Genomic DNA, 17507 nt, shown 5'->3' on the forward strand with positions numbered 1-17507 from the left:
TGATGCCTGGGCCACCGCAACCCGCTGCATTTGCGCACCGGACAGCACCTTAGCTGTGCACCAGGGCGACGACCCGTGCGCGACCGGTCGCCGAGATGGGATACCCGAGCCCGATCCCTGGCCGGTTCGGCCAGGCACGCCGGACCCTCCTGGTGTGGGAATGTGTCCAAAGGGCATTATTGGTCCGTGAGCGCATTCAACATCTGTCGATTCGTTGGTGCCCCAATGGTCACGACGTGGGCACTGCTGTTCGCGCCCGTACCCGCCGCGTCTGCCGACCCACCCGACCCGACGGTATCGGATGGCGCGTGTCCCGATGTTGAGGTGGTTTTCGCCCGCGGGACCGGCGAGCCACCCGGCGTGGGTGGGATCGGAGAGGACTTCATCGATGCGCTGCGTTCCAAGATTGGCGAGAAGTCTATGGGCGTTTATGGGGTCGACTACCCGGCGACCACGGATTTCCCGACAGCGATGGCCGGTATTTACGACGCGGGCACCCATGTCGAACAGACGGCGGCGAACTGTCCCCAAAGCAAGCTGGTGCTCGGCGGATTTTCCCAAGGTGCGGCCGTGATGGGCTTTGTTACCGCGGCGGCGATTCCGGATGGGGCGCCGTTGGACGCGCCCAGGCCGATGCCGCCCGAAGTCGCCGACCACGTGGCCGCCGTCACACTCTTCGGAATGCTCTCGGTTGCGTTCATGCACTCGATCGGCGCGCCGCCGATCGTCATCGGTCCGCTATATGCAGAAAAGACCATCCAGCTGTGCGCCCCGGGCGACCCCGTCTGTTCTAGCGGAGGCAATTGGGCGGCGCATAACGGGTACGCCGACGACGGCATGGTCGAGCAGGCCGCAGTGTTTGCCGCCGGTCGGCTCGGTTAAGGCAGTGTCAGCCACTCGCCACTCAGCCCGACACCGATCGGACGTCGTGACCGGCGGGACCGAGAACTGCTCGATCCGCAACAACGCCGCGACGTGGATTGTGTCCCATGGTGAGCTGTGACTTGGAGTGCGGGTGGTGAGCTGAAGGCCCGTTGTCGACCGAAACGGGGCGACGTCCGCGACTTCCTGTACAACCTGATGCTCTGGGATTTGGGCTGCGGATGCGCGGCGGGGGTTCGCTCTGGTGTCGTCGGTGTTCCGCCGCGCTACGTCAAGCCGTGCTGCCCATCCCGGCCGAGTACCAGCCCACCGGCGCCGCCGGCACCCGCCGTGCCCCCGGCTTTTCCGGCATTGCCGCCGTTGCCGCCGTTGCCGATCACCACGGCGTTGCCGCCGGCTCCACCCTTGCCGCTGGTGGCGCCATCCCCGCCGGCGCCACCGTCACCGCCGTTGCCGTACAGCCCGGCCTTGCCGCCGGCGCCGCCGTTCCCGCCGGCGCCGGTATCGCTGGCGCCGCCGGCGCCGCCGGCGCCGCCGAAGCCGCTGCGAAGGCCGGTGATTTGGCCGGCCCCACCGGTGCCGCCATCACCGCCAGTGCCATTGAGGCTGTAGCCCCCGTTGCCGCCGGCCCCGCCGGAGCCGTAGAACAATCCCGCGCTGCCGCCGGCGCCGCCAGCACCGGCCTTGCCGGACAGGCTGGAGCCGCCGCTGCCGCCGGCACCGCCCGACGCATTGAGGGTGAGCGAGCCAGCATTGCCGCCTACACCGCCACCCCCGCCGGCCATGCCCCCATGGCCGCCGGCCCCGCCAGAGCCGCCGGCACCGTACAGCCCACCGGGCCCGCCGGCACCGCCTGTCCCTCCGGCCCCCGTGGAGCCGCCGTTCCCACCTGGTCCGCCGGTTCCCCCGTGGGCGTACAGCCCGCCGGCCCCGCCGGCCCCGCCGGCGCCCCCGGCGGTGCTGCCGGTCCCGCCGGCGCCGCCGGCCCCCCCGTTGGCGAACAACCCGGCAGCGCCGCCAGTCCCGCCGGCGCCGCCAGTGGTAACGCCTGCGGTGAAAGCGCCGCCGCCACACCCGCCGAGCCCAGCCGCGCCGATGAGCAAGCCGGCGTTCCCGCCGGCCCCGCCGACGCCGCCGGTGGTGGTGGCGGCCCCGCCGACACCACCGGTACCGCCGGAACCGATCAAGAAGGCGGATCCGCCGGCGCCACCGGCCCCGCCGGCACCCGCCGTTCCGACGCCGCCGGCCCCGCCGGCGCCACCGGTGCCAAACAGGATCCCGCCTGCCCCACCGGCGCCGCCCGCGCTGCCGTTGGTGCCGGCCGCACCGGCCCCGCCGTTGCCGCCGTTGCCGAACAACCAGCCGCCGGCACCGCCATCGTCCCCGGTTCCCGGCGTCCCACTGTCGCCGTTACCGATCAGCGGGCGTCCGGTCAATGCCTCGGTGGGTTCGTTGATGAAACTGAGAATGTCCTGCTGCAGGTTGTGCCATGGCGAGGTGCTCTCGGGAGCGTTATATCCGTCGGCGCCCAGCAGCAACCCGCCGAAGCCGCCGAAGCCGGACTTGCCGGCGAGCGCGCCGATGCCGCCCTCGCCGCCGTTGCCGATCAGCACGGCATTTCCACCGGCCCCGCCGACACCACCGGTGCCGCCACTCTCGCCGCCGTTGCCGCCGTTGCCGCCGTTGCCGATCAACCCGGGCGCCCCACCCGCCCCACCCGCCCCACCTGCGGCGGTGCCCGCGGGGCCCCCAGAGCCGCCAGCACCGCCGGAGCCGCCGGAGCCGCTGAGCATGCCGGCGCTGCCGCCGACCCCACCCTGCCCGCCGGCGGCGAAGCCGAACCCGCCGGTGCCGCCACCCCCGCCGGAGCCGAAGAGCATGCCGGCGTTACCGCCGGCTCCGCCGGCGCCGCCCTTACCACCACCGAAGACAGTGCCGCCAGCCCCACCGGTGCCGCCGGCGCCACCGGCGGCACCCAGGGAAAGCGTCCCGGCGTTACCACCGTTACCGGCAGCGCCGCCGGTGGTCAGTCCTGACCCGCCTGCCCCGCCGTCCCCGCCGGCGCCGAACAAACCGCCGCCCCCACCGTCCCCGCCGGCCCCGCCGGTGCCGAGCGTTCCGTGATCCCCGAATCCGCCCGCCCCGCCCATGCCGCCGGCACCAAACAACCCGCCGGCCCCGCCGGCGCCGCCCGCCCCGCCCGTGTGACCCTGCCCACCGGCGCCGCCGACACCGCCGGTGGTGAACAGCCCACCGGCCCCGCCGGCGCCGCCAGCCCCACCGGCAGTGCTGAAGCTGAACCCGCCGGCACCGCCGGCCCCGGCGGCGCCGGCGAGCATACCGGCGTTGCCGCCGGTTCCGCCGGTACCGCCGATGCCACCGACAAGAGACGTCGCAGCCCCGCCGGCGCCGCCGGCGCCGCCGGCCCCAAACAGCATGGCGGACCCGCCAGCGCCACCGGCCCCGCCGATCCCGTTGTTGGCGGTGGCGGTTCCGCCGGCACCGCCGGCCCCGCCGTTGCCGAACAGCCCGGCGGCCCCACCAGGGCCACCAGCCCCGCCGTTGGCGCCCTTTGCACCGGATCCGCCGGCGCCACCGTTGCCGATCAACCAGCCGGCATCCCCTCCGTTGGCCCCGGTGCCGGGAGCACCGTTAGCCCCGTTACCGATCAGCGGACGGCCGGTAGCGGCCAGGACGGGCGCGTTGATCGAGTTGAGCAGCGGCGTCACGGCGGCGGCCTCGGCGGCCGCATAGGCGCCCCCCCCCGGTGGTCAGCGCCTGCACGAACCGACCGTGAAACGCCGCCGCCTCGGCGCTCGCCGCCTGATAGGCCCGGCCGTGCGCGCCGAACAACGCAGCGATTGCCGCCGAGATCTCATCGGCACCGGCGGCCAGCAGGCTCGTCGTGTTGGCCGCCGCAGCCGCGTTGGCCCCAGCGATCGTCGAGCCGAGATCGGCTAGATCCGTCGCCGCCGCCGCGATAGTCTCCGGCACCGCGATCACAAACGACATCTGAAAACCTCCCACGACCGCTGACCACCAGGTAATGCCGACGACCCAGGAAGCCTCGGCGCCGGGTGAATCGGTGCCAATCAGCGTATGGGCGGGCAGGCGACCCAACCGGTGTTCCAGCCCGACTCATACCCGCTGTCAAATGACCTGACAATCACTCGGTGGTCACACGCTGCGTGCTTCACATTGGTAGCTTGGGCACGTCGGCAACCGTCACAGCTGTCACACGGGTCCCTGTGGGGTTGGTCGGCCACCGGCGACAACGTTTCCTGCGCGCCTTGATCTGTCGCCGCTGGGCAGGCATCGCCGCGACGGCCGTATCAGGCTTGGTCGGTGTGAGCCGCCAAATCGGTATTGACGAATTCGTCATCGAACTCCCGGCCAAGACCACTTAGGTCTGATGGCCTGGTTCTCGTCCTCAAGCCGCGTTAGCACCACTTCGGGACGCCACGCGGTTCAGCCCGTTCTCCTCGAATAGCAGCCTGCCGGTGCCACCGGCGTCTGGGCACCCCAGACTTTCGCGCCGCTGTCACCCGTTGCGAAGGCCCCCGCAATGGCACGGTCACCGACATGTGATGCCGAGGGGCTGCGCCGGGGCTAGATTCGCGTGCAATGCGTGCCTAAACTTTTTGGCGGGGTTGGGGATTTCTGAACCGATCAGTCCCGGGTGGGCGGCTATGGAGCGACTAAGCGGACTCGATGCTTTCTTCCTCTATATGGAGACACCGTCGCAGCCGCTGAACGTGTGCTGCGTCTTGGAGTTGGACACCTCGACGATGCCGGGCGGCTACACGTACGGCCGGTTTCATGCCGCGTTGGAGAAGTATGTCAAGGCGGCGCCCGAATTTCGGATGAAGCTCGCCGATACCGAGCTTAACCTGGATCACCCCGTGTGGGTGGACGACGACAATTTTCAGATCCGGCACCACCTGCGCCGGGTCGCTATGCCCGCGCCCGGAGGGCGTCGCGAGCTGGCCGAGATCTGTGGGTACATCGCCGGGTTGCCGCTGGACCGTGACCGCCCGCTGTGGGAGATGTGGGTCATCGAAGGCGGTGCCCGTAGCGACACCGTGGCGGTGATGCTCAAGGTCCACCACGCCGTGGTCGACGGTGTCGCCGGTGCGAACCTGCTGTCCCACCTGTGCAGCCTGCAGCCCGATGCGCCGGCACCGCAACCTGTCCGGGGCACCGGTGGCGGCAATGTGCTGCAGATAGCTGCGAGTGGGCTGGTGGGGTTCGCGTCGCGGCCAGTGCGGCTGGCGACGGTGGTACCGGCGACAGTGCTCACATTGGTGCGCACATTGCTGCGTGCCCGTGAGGGCCGTACCATGGCCGCCCCGTTTTCGGCCCCACCGACTCCGTTCAACGGCCCCCTCGGTCGGCTGCGCAACATCGCGTATACACAGCTCGACATGCGCGACGTCAAGCGTGTCAAGGACCGGTTTGGGGTGACCATCAACGATGTGGTGGTGGCGTTGTGTGCCGGAGCGCTACGGCGCTTCCTACTCGAGCACGGCGTGCTGCCCGAGGCCCCGTTGGTGGCCACCGTGCCGGTTTCGGTACACGACAAGTCGGACCGACCCGGGCGCAACCAGGCCACCTGGATGTTCTGTCGGGTACCGAGCCAGATCAGCGACCCCGCCCAGCGCATCCGCACCATCGCCGCCGGAAACACCGTCGCTAAAGACCACGCCGCGGCCATCGGCCCCACCCTGCTGCACGACTGGATTCAGTTCGGCGGCTCGACGATGTTCGGAGCGGCCATGCGGATCTTGCCGCACATTTCGATAACGCATAGCCCTGCCTACAATCTGATCCTGTCGAATGTGCCCGGACCCCAGGCCCAGTTGTACTTTCTGGGTTGCCGAATGGACTCGATGTTTCCCCTCGGCCCCCTCCTTGGCAACGCGGGCCTCAACATCACCGTCATGTCCCTCAACGGGGAACTGGGTGTCGGCATTGTCTCCTGCCCCGACCTGCTGCCGGACCTGTGGGGCGTGGCAGACGGGTTTCCCGAGGCGCTCAAAGAGCTGCTGGAGTGCAGTGATGACCAGCCGGAAGGCAGCAACCACCAGGACTCCTGAGTCGTACGTTCAGAACCGGTAGTCGGTGCCGGTGCCCAGAACTTCGATGGCTGCGTTGATGTTCGGGATCACTGTGGCGCCGTATCGGCTGACGATCTGCCCAAGCGCGCGAGCAAGGTGCGGACCCACGGCCTCGGCGATGAGGGCGTCCTCGGCGATGACGATGCCGTTCACCATGTGGGCAGCGAGCAGCCGGCCGTCGTGGGCGACCTCGTAACGCCAGTCACCGATCTGGATTCGCTCGGGATTAGACCGAAAAAAGCCACGTCGTGCGGGGGTATGAATCACTCCCGGAAGTCCGGCGAACACTTTGACCACCAACGCGACACCGCCGGGACCGACGAGCGCGGCCGCGACGGCGCGGCTCACTCGCTCGGTATCGAAATCAGACATCAGCTGTCCATCGGCAGGACGAATGACGGTGTGATCGTTTCCCCGCTGCCGGTGCGGCGCACGGCGGTTCCCGCGGTGTAGAACTCCACCGTGTGCACTCCCCACGCGTAGTTCGAGATGGCGAAGTGCACGCCCACCACGCCGGTTGCGCCGTCTCGCTCGGCCTCGCTCTGCATGCGTGACATTGCCAGCTCACGCGCTTGGTAGTTGCCTTGCGTCCACTGTGGCATCTCCATGTTGCGGCCGATCTGGCGAAGCGTTTGCATGAATCCCTGCACGGCGATGTGGAATACGCAATTGCCCATCACGAACGCCACCGGCGCAAACCCGGATCGCAGCAGCGTCACCATGTCCTGGCCGGATAGATGACTGGAGAATGCTTGGCCGTTGGGACGCCGAAATGCTCCGGGCTTGGCGGTGTATCGCACTGCGGTACCGACCGCCATGAACTCAAGGTGTTCCCCGCCCTCCCCATGGTGGCGCCAGTTGAGCCGGACACCGACGATCCCGTCCGCTTTGAGGGCATCGGCTTCGGCCTGCATGCGCGCCATCGCATTCCAGCGCGCCCGGTATGTCGCCTCGGTGAGGACACCCAGTTCCTGTTGCTGCCTCATGCCGCTGAATTGGAAGCCGACGTGATAGACCGAGACACCCATGACCAGCTCGATGGGCTCAAACCCGGCCCCATGCAGCAATGCGAACTCGTTGATCGACAAGTCGGACGTGAATGACTTCTCAGCGTGCGACAGCCGTTCGCTGGCTACTGGATCGAGCGAGCTTGATTGCATCGTTGTGCGTCCTTCCTGTGGTGTGTGTCAGCGTACGACGCGCAAACCATGCAGCGTCTGCCATCAGCGTCCCCAGGGCATCGGCGGCGTCTTGGCGCCGGCAACGCTGTTGTCTGGCAGTCGCGCCGGGGAGTCGACGCTACCGGTCGGCACCGCGCCGGCCGCGCATGAGTGAGGTGGCAGCGCGTAACGCGCCGCGTAGTGCGTAGACGGCAGTCACCGCCGCCAACAGGATCAACAGGACAAAGGTCGGCAACCAGTTGGCCCGGCCGTGATTGACATTCCACCAGATGATCGTGAACAACAGCACGCAGACAAGTAGCACGATGTCTCGCCAATTGCCCCGGTAGGACATCGCCGCCTTGCGCAGTGCGTGACTCTTATCGGCTGCATCGATCAGGTCGTCAATGCGGGCATCGATTGTGCGCTGTAGGTTGGCGCGCCTTTTGGTGGCATCCGCCGGGAGCCGATCGAGCAGGTCCATATCCTGCCTGATCAGCGCTCGAAAGTCGGGGCCTTTGAATTGCCCGGCCGCAATGGCAAGCATGGCGCCACCAAAAATGGGCGCACTGTTCAGTGCGATTTGTCCCAGCCCCGGCACATCCACTCCTTCTTCGGCTGATCATCAATGTCGGCCCGTTGAGGATCGCCGAACTTCGGCTGGGGATCAACCGCCACACCGCGGACATCCCAACCACCGTCCATCAGTGCGGCCCGAGGGGACAGGCGGCGTTCTTAGCCGTCGGGGGCATCGGGTCTGTGAACAGCGTGTGATGGTGAGTTTCGTCGGTGGTGGCGTGGTCGATGATCCAGCCCAGTGCCGAACCCGAGCCGAGCAGGCAAATGCCCGGCCCCAATTCGTGCGTAGCGCCGCCGCGGATCTTGATGGTGGCGTGCGCAGGCCGTCGGGTAGCGGGTGGGCGCTACCAGCGGGTAGCACGAACGAAATCCTTGATGCCCCAAACCGTTTAAGCGTTACTGCAGGGTACAGGTACCGAGCGGGACCCGCTGCCGGGCCTAGTTGCTTATCGGTGGTGGTTGCGGCTGGAAGGGTTCATACCACCACCAGTCGGCGCGCTCGCCGGTGGGCCCAGGCCACGGCGCTACCGCCGGCGGCGGCTTCGTCGACGCCCGCGCCAACGATCCCGCGCTCAAAGGTCGGCCCGCGCTGTCGGCGACGGTGAGGTTGTCTGCCGGTCCGGTAATGGTGATCAGGCCCCGATGGTGTGCCCGGTGGTGATACGGGCACACCAGCACCAGGTTGGCCAGCTCGGTGGCCCCACCGTCCTGCCAATGTCGGATGTGGTGGGCGTGCAAACCCCGGGTGGCCCCACAACCGGGAACCACACACGTGCGGTCGCGATGCTCAAGCGCACGACGCAACCGACGATTGATCTGACGAGTCGTTCGACCGCAGCCAATGACCTGCCCGTCACGTTCAAACCAGGCCTCAAAGGTGGCATCACAGAGCAGATATCGGCGTTCGGACTCGCTGAGCAGCGGACCCAGGTGCAGGCCAGCGGCACGCTCCTGCACGTCTAGATGCATCACCACGGTGGTGTGCTGCCCATGTGGCCGACGAGCCACCTCGGCGTCCCAGCCGGCCTCAACCAGACGCAGAAACGCCTCAACATTGCCCGGCAACGGGGGCCGCTGATCCGACACACCGTCGCTGTTGTCGTGATCACGCTTGTACTCGGCGATCAACGCATCCAGATGAGACTGCAACGCCGCATCGAACTTCGCCGCCTCCACGTGCGGAAGCTTGATTCGCCAACAACTGAACTGCTCATCGGCGCTCCTGGTGATCGAGGGCCGCGGATCCGGCCGAAAATCCGGTTCGGGTTCGGGTCGCGGTTCCAACTTGAGCGCGGTCCGCAACTGATTCACCGTGGCAACCCCGGCCAACTGCGCATAATGCGCATCCGAACCCTCACCCGCCCGCCCCGCGATCACCCCAACCTGATCCAACGACAACCGCCCCTCCCGCATACCCCGGGCGCAGCGCGGAAACTCCGGCAACCGCCGCGCCACCGTGGCGATCGTGTGGGCGTTGCCCGACGAGCAGCCCATCTTCCAGGCCACCAACCCCGCCACCGACCGCGCCCCCGTCACACCCCACAACCCGTCGCGATCCAGCTCAGCCACGATCTCCACAATGCGCCCATCAATCGCATTGCGCTGACCGGCCAACTCCGCCAACTCCTCAAACAACACCTCCACACGCTCGGCAGGACTGACTACCGCTGCGCCAGACGTCGCGGTCGAGGACATGAGTTCATCATCGCAGCAGGGTCTGACAACTCCGGCCAACCCGAATCCACGCCCGGGGCCGTGCCGTCATCACCCCGCAAAGAGATGCTCGGCTCCGCCGGTACGGGCACCCCACGATCCAACACCGCCTGCTCAGCCGCCGACCACTCAACAACCACAACCGTCAATGCAGTTAACCCGGCCCCACCACGGCCCCAACTACGGCGCTCGATCCAGCGCGATCCAACAACACCAAAACCACACGATCCGCACCGCACTCGCCCCCCGAAACGGTCCTCACGATGCCCACGATGGCCACCTGAACTATCCCAGGCTTTGTTCCTAGTCGGTGCGAGGGCCGGGGTTGGCTGGCTCGCGGGGTGTGAGGTGCCGGTGAGGGCGGCCTCGTACTCGGCCTGGACTCCGGTAGCCTAGGGCTTCGTGCAGGCATTCCTGGTTGTACCAGCCAGCCATTCGGCGGTTGCCAGTTTGACGTCGTCGATGCACCGCCAGGGTCTGCCGCGGTTGATCAACTCGGACTTGGAGGCGACGTTGACCGCGAGGGCGTTGTCATAACAGTCGCCACGAGACCCGACCGAAGGGGCGATCCCGAGCTCAGCCAGTCGGTCGGTATAGGTCAGCGATAGTTACTGCGATCCGGGGTCGGAATGATGCACCAACTCAGAAAGATCTGAATTTGATTGCCAAACAGCATGATTGAATACTTGTACGGGCAGATCTTCGGTGCGCATCGTCGCCGAGACGGCCCAAACGACGATCTTTCGGGTGCACACGTCGGTGACGAACGCGGTGTAGCAGAACCCCTGCCAGGTCCGCACGAACGTGATGTCGGCGACCCACAACCGGTTGGGCTTACTGCCTTGAATTGCCGGTTTACCAGATCAGCCGGCCGTGGTCGGCTACGTCGGTGACGGTGGTGAACACGGCCGTTGCACGCCGCACAGCCCGGCCTTGCGCATCAACGGGCGGGTTTGTTCTCTGCCGAGGTGCCAACCCTTGCGTTTCATGGCCTGGTGCATCTTGTTAATCCCGTAGACCGAGTAGTTGTCGCGGTGCGCCGTGCGTAGGCGAACTTGAGACTATGACTGTGTTTTCCGGCCAGTCGGATGCGCCCTGGCATGGCCGGCGGTAGGAGATCCAATCGTGCATTGTTTTCGTGCAGCCATCCAATACCCCCCTGGGTACTATGGCGGTGCCACTTCAACGAGATAGAGGGTGCATGTGATTGGTGATCAAGACAGCATCGCCGCGGTTCTCAACAGGTTACGCCGTGCTCAGGGACAGCTTGCCGGGGTGATTTCGATGATCGAGCAGGGCCGCGACTGCCGGGACGTGGTCACCCAGCTCGCCGCGGTATCGCGCGCACTCGACCGCGCCGGATTCAAGATCGTTGCGGCAGGGTTGAAGGAATGCGTGTCCGGGGCCACGGCCAGCGGCGCGGCACCGCTGAGTGCAGCTGAGCTAGAAAAGCTGTTCCTGGCGCTCGCTTGAATGGGCCCGAAGCCATCAATAACCAAGGCCGCCGTCCGTGTATACCCATAGGGGTATATTGGACGCCATGTCGGACCAGCCACGTCATCACCAGGTCCTCGACGACCTGCTGCCCCAACACCGCGCTCTACGTCACCAGATTCCCCAGGTGTACCAGCGATTTGTAGCCCTGGGCGACGCCGCGCTTACCGACGGCGCTCTCAGCCGCAAGGTCAAGGAGCTTGTGGCGCTGGCGATCGCGGTTGTGCAGGGGTGCGATGGCTGCGTCGCATCACACGCCCAAGCCGCGGTACGGGCCGGCGCTACAGCGCAAGAAGCCGCTGAGGCCATCGGGGTCACCATCTTGATGCACGGTGGACCGGCCACCATCCACGGTGCTCGTGCCTACGCGGCATTTTGCGAATTCGCTGACACAACGCCGTCCTAGTCGTCGCGGCCACCGAGCGGACCGCGCTGACCCGGGCTGAAACGTTCCGAGGCGGACTGGCGAAACGCATGGTAGGTCACGCGGAAATGCGGGGCGTGTTGGCGCGATGGCGATAGCCTTTGCCGAGGGTTCAATGGTGACCGGGCGCCCGCCGGGTTTCCATGAGGCGGGAGGTCCCTGATGTCCTATCTCGTCGTGGTGCCGGAGTTGGTCGCAGCGGCGGCAACAGATTTGGCGAACATCGGTTCGTCGATTAGTGCAGCCAACGCGGCCGCGGCGGCACCGACCACGGCACTGGTCGCAGCCGGCGGCGACGAGGTATCGGCGGCCATAGCCGCGTTGTTCGGAGCGCATGCTCGGGCATATCAAGCGTTGAGTGCCCAGGCGGCGATGTTTCATGAACAGTTTGTCCGGGCCCTCGCCGCCGGCGGTAACTCCTACGCCGTCGCTGAGGCGGCAACCGCGCAATCGGTTCAGCAAGATCTGCTCAACCTGATCAATGCGCCCACCCAGGCGCTGTTGGGGCGTCCGCTGATCGGCAACGGCGCCAACGGGCTGCCGGGTACGGGCCAGAACGGCGGCGACGGCGGGATTCTGTACGGCAACGGCGGCAACGGTGGGTCCGGCGGGGTCAACCAGGCCGGTGGCAATGGCGGGAATGCTGGGCTGTGGGGCAATGGCGGATCCGGCGGAGCCGGCGGGAACGCCACCACTGCCGGCCGCAACGGCTTCAACGGGGGCGCCGGGGGAAGCGGCGGTTTGCTGTGGGGCAATGGCGGTGCCGGCGGGGCCGGTGGGAACGGCGGTCCGGCTCCGCTCGTGGGCGGGGTGGGCACCACCGGTGGCGCCGGCGGGAACGGCGGCGGCGCCGGGTTGTTCTACGGTTTCGGCGGCGCCGGTGGGAACGGCGGGATGGGCGGGGTGGCACCGAGCACCGGCCCCTCGATGGGCATCCTCCCGGCCGGCGGTGTCGGCGGGCCTGGTGGCTCCGGCGGGGCGAGCGCGCTTGCCTTCGGCTCCGGCGGCGTCGGCGGTGCCGGTGGCTTGGGCGGGCCGACCGATGGCACCGTCCAGGGGGTGGGCGGCTTCGGCGGTCAGGGCGGCAACGGCGGGCAGAGCGGCTTGTTGTTTGGCAACGCGGGAGCCGGCGGGGCAGGCGCTGCCGGCGGAGCCGGCACCGGCGACACCGAGAGCTTCGGCGGCCACGGCGGGGCCGGCGGTGATGGCGGCGCTGTTGGCTTGATCGGTAACGGTGGGGGCGGCGGTAACGGCGGGGCCGGCGGCACCGGATCTCCCGGCGCTGTGGTGGGTGGTAACGGCGGCGTCGGTGGTCTGGGTGGCGCCGGCAGTCCCGGGGGTCTGTTGTACGGCACCGGGGGGGCCGGCGGCAATGGCGGACCGGGTGGTGACGGTGGTACTGGCGCGACGGTGGGCTTTGCCGGCTCCGGCGGTTTCGGCGGTGCGGGGGGCATCGCCCAGCTGTTTGGCACGGGTGGCATGGGTGGTAGCGGCGGTGGTATAGGCGCTGGCACCACGACCGTGGTGCCGCCCGACGTCGCCCCGGTGGGTGGCACAGGCGGCAATGGCGGTCGCGCCGGGCTGCTGTTGGGTGTGGGTGGCATGGGCGGTAATGGCGGTGCCACCAGCGTCGGCGGGACGCTCTACGCCGCCGGTGGAAACGGCGGCGACGGCGGGTTGGTGTGGGGCAACGGTGGCACCGGCGGGAGCGGTGGCGCCGGCGGGGCGGGCAGCGTCGGCAACGGCGGTGCGGGTGGCAACGCGGCACTGCTGTTCGGCAACGGCGGGGCGGGCGGGGCCGGCGGCGCCGGCGGCATCGGTGCCGGCGGAGCCGGCGGCTTCGGCGCGGTTCTGTTTGGCAACGGCGGGGCTGGCGGGAGCGGTGCCCCCGGTGGCATCGGCGCCGGTGGCAATGGCGGAAACGCGCTGCTGGTCGGCAACGGCGGCAACGGTGGGGCAGGTACCGGTGGGGCTGCTGGCGGTGCCGGTGGCTCGGGCGGGTTGCTATTCGGCCAAAATGGGATGCCCGGGCCGTGAGCGCCCCAACCCAGGCCAACCCCCTATGGGCAATCTGCACATCAATTGGCCAGGTCGACAGCAGACCGCACACATCTACGAGATTGGTTCCCGATCCGTGGGTGGGGCCGGGAAAAGCGGCTGTAAGAGTTGGCTAGGTTCAGTAGGGTGGCGGCGTGCATGAGGTGGCTGCTCGTGAGCAACGTTCGGACGGGCCGATGAGGCTGGATGCGCAGGGCCGACTGCAGCGTTACGAGGAGGCGTTCGCTGACTACGATGCACCGTTTGCGTTCGTAGATCTCGACGCGATGTGGGGCAATGCCGATCAACTGCTTGCGCGCGCCGGCGACAAGCCGATCCGGGTGGCGTCGAAGTCGCTGCGTTGCCGACCACTGCAACGCGAAATCCTTGATGCCAGTGAGCGATTCGACGGGCTATTGACGTTCACGCTTACCGAGACGCTGTGGCTTGCCGGCCAAGGTTTCTCGAACCTGTTGTTGGCCTACCCGCCGACCGACCGGGCGGCATTGCGTGCGCTTGGCGAGCTGACGGCCAAGGACCCGGACGGGGCGCCGATCGTGATGGTGGACAGCGTGGAGCACCTTGACCTGATCGAGCGCACGACCGACAAGCCGGTACGGCTGTGTCTGGATTTCGATGCCGGCTATTGGCGCGCCGGCGGGCGGATAAAAATTGGTTCCAAGCGCTCGCCGCTGCACACCCCGGAGCAGGCTCGCGCACTCGCGGTGGAGATCGCGCGGCGGCCGGCGCTAACGTTGGCGGCGTTGATGTGCTACGAGGCCCACATTGCGGGCCTCGGTGACAACGTCGCCGGCAAGCGGGTCCACAACGCGATCATCCGTCGGATGCAGCGCATGTCGTTCGAAGAGCTGCGCGAGCGTCGTGCCCGGGCCGTCGAGCTGGTGCGCGAGGTCGCCGACATCAAGATCGTCAACGCCGGTGGCACCGGCGACTTGCAGCTGGTTGCGCAGGAGCCGTTGATTACCGAAGCGACCGCCGGCTCGGGTTTTTACGCGCCGACACTGTTCGACTCGTATTCGACGTTCACGCTGCAGCCCGCGGCGATGTTCGCGCTGCCGGTATGCCGTCGTCCCGGTGCAAAGACCGTGACCGCGCTCGGGGGTGGCTATTTAGCCAGCGGGGTCGGGGCGAAGGACCGCATGCCGACTCCCTACCTGCCGGTCGGGCTGAAGCTCAATGCGCTGGAGGGAACGGGCGAAGTTCAGACACCGCTATCCGGTGATGCAGCCCGACGGCTGAAGCTTGGCGACAAGGTCTACTTCCGCCACACCAAGGCCGGTGAGCTGTGTGAGCGGTTCGACCATCTGCATCTGGTCCGTGGCGCTGAAGTAGTCGACACCGTCCCCACCTACCGGGGTGAAGGGCGCACCTTCCTCTAATGCTGAAATGGACGAGGCCCACCCGGCTCACCCGGCAGATGCGGGGCGGCCCGGTGGCCCAATTCAAGGCGCGCGAAGAGGAGCTGCCATGACACCGATCACCGCCCTGCCGACCGAGTTGGCGGCCATGCGCGAGGTAGTCGAGACGCTCGCACCCATTGAGCGTGCCGCGGGCGAGCCGGGTGAGCACAAGGCGGCCGAGTGGATCGTCGAGCGCCTGCGCACGGCGGGCGCGCAGGACGCGCGCATCGAGGAGGAGCAGTACCTCGACGGCTACCCGAGGCTGCACCTCAAGCTGTCGGTGATCGGGGTGGCGGCCGGCGTCGCGGGCCTGCTCAGCAGACGTTTGCGCATCCCCGCCGCGCTGGCCGGGGTGGGTGCGGGGCTGGCAATCGCCGACGATTGCGCCAACGGGCCGCGCATTGTGCGCAAACGAACGGAGACGCCCCGGACGACATGGAACGCGGTAGCCGAGGCCGGTGATCCTGCTGGTCAGCTAACAGTTGTTGTGTGCGCTCACCACGACGCCGCGCACAGCGGCAAGTTTTTCGAGGCTCATATTGAGGAGGTAATGGTCGAGCTGTTTCCCGGGATTGTGGAGCGCATCGACACGCAGCTGCCGAACTGGTGGGGGCCGATCCTCGCGCCCGCACTCGCCGGTGTCGGCGCCCTGCGCGGCAGCCGGCCGATGATGATCGCCGGAACGGTGGGTAGCGCCCTGGCCGCCGCTTTGTTCGCCGACATCGCGCGCAGTCCGGTCGTCCCCGGTGCCAACGACAATCTCTCCGCGGTTGCGCTGCTGGTCGCGCTGGCCGAGCGGCTGCGCGAGCGGCCGGTGAAGGGCGTGCGAGTGTTGCTCGTGTCCCTGGGGGCCGAGGAAACGTTGCAGGGCGGGATCTACGGGTTCCTGGCGCGACACAAACCCGAGCTGGACCGCGACCGCACATACTTCCTGAACTTCGACACCATCGGCTCACCCGAGCTCATCATGCTCGAGGGCGAGGGCCCGACGGTCATGGAGGACTACTTCTATCGGCCATTCCGGGATCTGGTCATCCGGGCGGCCGAGCGCGCCGACGCGCCGCTGCGGCGCGGCATCCGGTCGCGCAACAGTACCGACGCGGTGTTGATGAGCCGCGCCGGCTACCCGACCGCGTGCTTTGTGTCGATCAACCGGCACAAGTCGGTGGCCAATTACCACCTGATGTCCGATACACCTGAGAATCTCTGCTATGAGACGGTGTCCCACGCCGTCACCGTCGCCGAATCCGTGATCAGGGAGCTGGCCCGATGAGCCCGATATGGAGTAATTGGCCTGGTGAGCAAGTCTGCGCGCCGTCGGCGATCGTACGGCCGACCTCGGAGGCTGAGCTGGCCGACGTGATCGCGCAGGCGGCGAAAAGAGGCGAGCGGGTACGCGCGGTTGGCAGCGGGCATTCGTTTACCGACATCGCCTGCACGGACGGGGTCATGATCGACATGACCGGCCTGCAGCGGGTCCTCGACGTGGACCAGCCGACTGGCCTGGTGACGGTCGAGGGGGGCGCAAAGCTACGTGCGCTGGGACCCCAATTGGCGCAACGACGGCTCGGCCTGGAGAACCAGGGTGACGTGGATCCCCAATCCATCACCGGCGCGACCGCGACCGCGACGCACGGAACCGGGGTGCGTTTCCAGAATCTGTCGGCGCGGATCGTTTCGCTGCGGCTGGTCACCGCGGGCGGGGAAGTGCTCAGTCTGTCCGAAGGTGACGATTACCTGGCGGCACGGGTTTCCCTCGGCGCGCTAGGAGTGATCTCACAGGTCACCCTGCAGACGGTTCCGCTATTCACGTTGCATCGCCATGATCAGCGACGCTCGCTGGCGCAGACGCTGGAGCGCCTCGACGAGTTCGTGGACGGTAATGACCATTTCGAGTTTTTCGTATTCCCTTACGCAGATAAGGCGTTGACGCGCACCATGCATCGCAGTGACGAGCAGCCCAAACCCACGCCCGGGTGGCAGCGCATGGTCGGCGAGAACTTCGAGAACGGGGGATTGAGCCTGATCTGCCAGACCGGCCGTCGTTTTCCTAGTGTGGCGCCGCGACTGAACCGCCTGATGACGAACATGATGTCGTCCTCCACCGTGCAAGACCGCGCCTACAAGGTCTTTGCGACCCAACGCAAGGTCAGGTTCACCGAGATGGAGTACGCGATCCCGCGTGAAAACGGGCGCGAGGCGCTCCAGCGTGTCATCGACCTTGTGCGCCGTCGCAGCTTGCCGATCATGTTTCCGATTGAGGTGCGATTCTCCGCCCCCGACGATTCCTTCCTGTCGACCGCATATGGGCGCGACACTTGCTACATCGCGGTTCATCAATACGCCGGTATGGAGTTCGAAAGCTACTTCCGCGCCGTCGAGGAGATCATGGACGACTACGCCGGTCGGCCACACTGGGGTAAACGTCACTATCAGACCGCCGCCACGCTTCGTGAGCGCTATCCGCAGTGGGATCGGTTCGCCGCGGTTCGCGATCGCCTCGATCCGGACCGGGTGTTTCTCAACGACTACACCCGGCGCGTTCTCGGTCCCTGACAACGAATCAACGAACCCTCGTGGTGTTCGGCCGATATCGACACGGTCACAACCGCGTACCGATATCAGCGGTGGTATGGCGTAACGGGCACGATGCACAAATCATGGCAGCATGCGCGTTGGG

Annotated in this window: 14 protein-coding genes and 1 pseudogene; 8 read left to right on the forward strand and 7 right to left on the reverse strand. The window is 67.4% G+C overall.

Annotated elements, in window-relative coordinates:
* Nucleotides 1–225 precede the first annotated feature (225 nt).
* Nucleotides 226–882: a cutinase Cut1 gene (gene cut1 / locus FF952_RS09325; protein ID WP_003907766.1), complete on the forward strand. Its 657-nt coding sequence runs from the start codon at nt 226–228 to the stop codon at nt 880–882.
* 266 nt (nt 883–1148) lie between these two features.
* Here cut1 and FF952_RS09330 read toward each other — a convergent pair.
* Nucleotides 1149–3894, reverse strand: a pseudogene (locus tag FF952_RS09330) (PE family protein).
* A gap of 677 nt (nt 3895–4571) precedes the next feature.
* On the opposite strand from FF952_RS09330, the gene FF952_RS09335 reads away from it, so the two are divergent.
* Nucleotides 4572–5978, forward strand: a complete 1407-nt coding sequence (locus FF952_RS09335; protein WP_020621419.1) for a WS/DGAT/MGAT family O-acyltransferase — start codon at nt 4572–4574, stop codon at nt 5976–5978.
* A 9-nt stretch (nt 5979–5987) separates the two neighbouring features.
* On the opposite strand, the gene FF952_RS09340 is transcribed toward FF952_RS09335, so the two are convergent.
* The 6 genes from FF952_RS09340 to FF952_RS20780 all read right to left on the reverse strand — a co-directional run bounded on the left by FF952_RS09340 (nt 5988) and on the right by FF952_RS20780 (nt 10452).
* Nucleotides 5988–6371: a DUF5073 family protein gene (locus FF952_RS09340; RefSeq protein WP_003899008.1), complete on the reverse strand. Its 384-nt coding sequence runs from the start codon at nt 6369–6371 to the stop codon at nt 5988–5990.
* A complete protein-coding gene (locus FF952_RS09345) occupies nt 6371–7159 on the reverse strand; it encodes a heavy metal-binding domain-containing protein (protein WP_003899009.1) in 789 nt (262 codons plus the stop codon). Before FF952_RS09345 ends, FF952_RS09340 begins: the two co-directional genes overlap by 1 nt.
* A 139-nt stretch (nt 7160–7298) precedes the next feature.
* A complete protein-coding gene (locus FF952_RS09350) occupies nt 7299–7766 on the reverse strand; it encodes a hypothetical protein (protein ID WP_003899010.1) in 468 nt (155 codons plus the stop codon).
* Between the two features lie 410 nt (nt 7767–8176).
* The gene (locus FF952_RS09355) at nt 8177–9433 is read right to left on the reverse strand and encodes an HNH endonuclease signature motif containing protein (protein WP_003902247.1); all 1257 of its coding nucleotides are present in this window, start codon (nt 9431–9433) and stop codon (nt 8177–8179) included.
* A 626-nt stretch (nt 9434–10059) separates the two neighbouring features.
* On the reverse strand, nt 10060–10299 hold the full coding sequence (locus FF952_RS20775; protein ID WP_077365248.1) for a DDE-type integrase/transposase/recombinase: 240 nt from the start codon (nt 10297–10299) through the stop codon (nt 10060–10062).
* Nucleotides 10300–10332: 33 nt separating this feature from the next.
* Nucleotides 10333–10452 (reverse strand): hypothetical protein, encoded by a 120-nt coding sequence (locus tag FF952_RS20780; protein ID WP_021083427.1) that lies wholly within the window; start codon nt 10450–10452, stop codon nt 10333–10335.
* 202 nt (nt 10453–10654) lie between these two features.
* Between FF952_RS20780 and FF952_RS09360 the strand changes: the two genes are divergently transcribed.
* The 6 genes from FF952_RS09360 (at nt 10655) to FF952_RS09385 (ending at nt 17383) form a co-directional block, all read left to right on the forward strand.
* Nucleotides 10655–10924 (forward strand): metal-sensitive transcriptional regulator, encoded by a 270-nt coding sequence (locus tag FF952_RS09360; protein ID WP_003899012.1) that lies wholly within the window; start codon nt 10655–10657, stop codon nt 10922–10924.
* A gap of 67 nt (nt 10925–10991) precedes the next feature.
* Nucleotides 10992–11351, forward strand: coding sequence for a carboxymuconolactone decarboxylase family protein (locus FF952_RS09365; RefSeq protein WP_003408743.1), 360 nt, complete (start codon nt 10992–10994; stop codon nt 11349–11351).
* 180 nt (nt 11352–11531) lie between these two features.
* A complete protein-coding gene (locus FF952_RS09370; RefSeq protein WP_003408745.1) occupies nt 11532–13406 on the forward strand; it encodes a PE family protein in 1875 nt (624 codons plus the stop codon).
* A 155-nt stretch (nt 13407–13561) separates the two neighbouring features.
* Nucleotides 13562–14806 (forward strand): amino acid deaminase/aldolase, encoded by a 1245-nt coding sequence (locus FF952_RS09375; protein ID WP_003904700.1) that lies wholly within the window; start codon nt 13562–13564, stop codon nt 14804–14806.
* 88 nt (nt 14807–14894) lie between these two features.
* Nucleotides 14895–16100, forward strand: coding sequence for a M28 family metallopeptidase (locus FF952_RS09380; RefSeq protein WP_003911655.1), 1206 nt, complete (start codon nt 14895–14897; stop codon nt 16098–16100).
* Nucleotides 16097–17383: an L-gulono-1,4-lactone dehydrogenase gene (locus FF952_RS09385; RefSeq protein ID WP_003408749.1), complete on the forward strand. Its 1287-nt coding sequence runs from the start codon at nt 16097–16099 to the stop codon at nt 17381–17383. The genes FF952_RS09380 and FF952_RS09385 overlap by 4 nt, the downstream gene beginning before the upstream one ends.
* Nucleotides 17384–17507: the final 124 nt, after the last annotated feature.

This window comes from Mycobacterium tuberculosis complex sp. N0072 (assembly GCF_030323725.1).
In the GTDB taxonomy this organism is placed as follows: Bacteria; Actinomycetota; Actinomycetes; order Mycobacteriales; family Mycobacteriaceae; genus Mycobacterium; species Mycobacterium tuberculosis.

Bases quoted from the DNA above. Each gene is read 5' to 3' on its own strand.
- FF952_RS20780 (WP_021083427.1), bottom strand. From the start codon at position 10,452: ATGCACCAGGCCATGAAACGCAAGGGTTGGCACCTCGGCAGAGAACAA.
- FF952_RS09385 (WP_003408749.1), top strand. From the start codon at position 16,097: ATGAGCCCGATATGGAGTAATTGGCCTGGTGAGCAAGTCTGCGCGCCG.
- FF952_RS09380 (WP_003911655.1), top strand. From the start codon at position 14,895: ATGACACCGATCACCGCCCTGCCGACCGAGTTGGCGGCCATGCGCGAG.
- FF952_RS09365 (WP_003408743.1), top strand. From the start codon at position 10,992: ATGTCGGACCAGCCACGTCATCACCAGGTCCTCGACGACCTGCTGCCC.
- cut1 (WP_003907766.1), top strand. From the start codon at position 226: ATGGTCACGACGTGGGCACTGCTGTTCGCGCCCGTACCCGCCGCGTCT.
- FF952_RS09340 (WP_003899008.1), bottom strand. From the start codon at position 6,371: ATGTCTGATTTCGATACCGAGCGAGTGAGCCGCGCCGTCGCGGCCGCG.
- FF952_RS09355 (WP_003902247.1), bottom strand. From the start codon at position 9,433: ATGTCCTCGACCGCGACGTCTGGCGCAGCGGTAGTCAGTCCTGCCGAG.
- FF952_RS09370 (WP_003408745.1), top strand. From the start codon at position 11,532: ATGTCCTATCTCGTCGTGGTGCCGGAGTTGGTCGCAGCGGCGGCAACA.
- FF952_RS09335 (WP_020621419.1), top strand. From the start codon at position 4,572: ATGGAGCGACTAAGCGGACTCGATGCTTTCTTCCTCTATATGGAGACA.
- FF952_RS09345 (WP_003899009.1), bottom strand. From the start codon at position 7,159: ATGCAATCAAGCTCGCTCGATCCAGTAGCCAGCGAACGGCTGTCGCAC.